General features: G+C 65.0%; 3 protein-coding genes. All 3 read right to left on the reverse strand.

Features of this window, described 5'->3' with window-relative positions:
* On the reverse strand, nucleotides 1-317 hold a 317-nt coding region (locus WBB85_RS08125), incomplete at its 3' end, for an alcohol dehydrogenase catalytic domain-containing protein (protein ID WP_432638117.1).
* Nucleotides 314-1,066, reverse strand: coding sequence for an SDR family NAD(P)-dependent oxidoreductase (locus tag WBB85_RS08130; RefSeq protein ID WP_432638118.1), 753 nt, complete (start codon nucleotides 1,064-1,066; stop codon nucleotides 314-316). The genes WBB85_RS08125 and WBB85_RS08130, both read right to left, overlap by 4 nt.
* A gap of 270 nt (nucleotides 1,067-1,336) precedes the next feature.
* A partial coding sequence (locus WBB85_RS08135; RefSeq protein ID WP_432638119.1) for a histidinol dehydrogenase occupies nucleotides 1,337-1,965 on the reverse strand: 629 nt, incomplete at its 5' end.

Here is a 1,965-nt window from a genome sequence, read left to right on the forward strand (position 1 = left end):
GGCATGGAGATGATCTGGCGGCTGACGCAAAGGTTGTCGCGACCCGACCGGCAGGCAGCACAAGAGCCACAGGTCACCAGCGGATTGACCGTCACCCGTTCTCCGTCCCTTGGCCCTCCGGTGACAATACCTGCAGCTTCATGGCCAAGGATCAGCGGTGCCGGGCGGCGGCTGTCATGGCCGAGATAGGCATGCATGTCCGACCCGCAGATGCCGACCCGTTCGATGCGGATCAGTTCCTCGCCCGGTTTCGGCACGGGATCGGGCACGTCGCGGTAGTCGAGGCTTTCCGGCGCAGTATAGATCAGGGCTTTCATTTCGCGGTGAACCCTCCGTCGACCATAAGAACCTGGCCCGTCACATAGGCCGAGGCATGGGAACTGAGAAACAGGAGCGGGCCGTCGATATCCTCCGGCTCGCCGTTGCGCCCGATGCAGGTCTGCGCGGCATTGCGCGCGGCCCGCTCGGGATCGGCAAAGACCGCCGCCGTCAGTTCGGTCCGGAAAAAGCCGGGACCGATGGCGTTGGCATTGATACCGTCGCGCGACCACGCTTCGGCCATGGCGCGGGTCAGCTGGGCGATGCCACCCTTCGACGCGCCGTAAGAAAGCCCGGCGGGAAAGGCACGGCTGGTTTGCAGCGAGGCGAAAGTGACGATCCGCCCCCAGCGCTTTTCCTTCATCGCAGGCGCCAGCGCCTGGCTGAAAAAGAAGGGGGCGGCGAGGTTGAGGTTGAGGGTCATGTCCCACCCCTCGGGCGTCACCTCATCCGCCGCCTGCCTTGTATTGATCCCGGCGGCGTGGATGACAATATCGGGCGAACCGAATGGTGCGGCCACGTCACGGGCGATGCCTTCGATGGCTTTGCGGTCAGAAAGGTCGGCCTGCACGGCTGCGGTTTCGCCTTCCGCCTCCGCCTGCCATGCGTCCAACGCATCGGCACGGCGGGCGACACCGACCACCTTCGCGCCGGCAGCGCCAAGCACCAAAGCCGCGCGGCGACCAAGACCGGAACTGGCACCAGTGACGCAGGCGACCTTGCCTGTGAGGTCAAAGAGCGCCGTCATGCTACACCTCCGTGTTGCGCAGTGTGGTTTGATAATTTGTGCAGTTGAGTGGGACGCCGTATTCGCCCGGAATCAAGCCGAAGGCGCCGGGCGAGCGCCTGCCCGTCCCGGCGGGCTGGCGCTTTGGCGGCCGTGTCCTTCGCATGAGGTGAGAAGGGCTTTGCCACCATAAACCACCCCGAACTCAGGTCGCGGCGCCATCCCACGGGCAGGCCCCCGCCCGGCTTGCGGCGCGCATCCGGCATGGCCGCCAGACCTGATGAGGAACGGTCAGCCATTGGCGGTCAGGTCGAACTCTTCGTCGGGGAAGTACTTGGCCAGCCGCACATCAGCGGCGCGGGCATGGCCCTCCATCCCCTCCAGCCGGGCGATGCGCGCGGTCGCCTCGGCCACGGGTTTCGAACCCTCGCGTGTGGCGCGCTGCCAGGTCACGATCTTCATGTATTTGTGGACGCTGAGACCGCCGGTATAGGACGCCGCCCCCGAAGTCGGAAGAACATGGTTTGTGCCAGCCGCCTTGTCGCCGTAGGACACCGTCGTTTCTTCGCCCAGAAACAGCGAGCCATAGCAGCTCAGCCGCTCCAGCCACCAGTCGAGATCCTCGGCCTGCACGGTCAGATGTTCGGGCGCGTAGTCGTCCGAAGTCGCGGCCATTTCCTCGCGATCGGCGCACAGGATCACCTCGGCATAGTCGCGCCATGCGGCGGTTGCATTTTCGCGGTTCACATCTGGCAGATCGTCGATCAGACCCGGCACCATCTCCATGACCTTTTCGGCCAGCGCGCGGTCATCCGTTACCAGCCAGACCGGCGAGTTGTAGCCATGTTCGGCCTGGCTCACCAGATCGGTCGCCACAATATGCGCATCCGCCTTGGCATCCGCCAATATCAGGCTGTCCG

It is taken from the genome of Albidovulum sp. (assembly GCF_049646345.1).
Classification (GTDB): domain Bacteria; phylum Pseudomonadota; class Alphaproteobacteria; order Rhodobacterales; family Rhodobacteraceae; genus Albidovulum.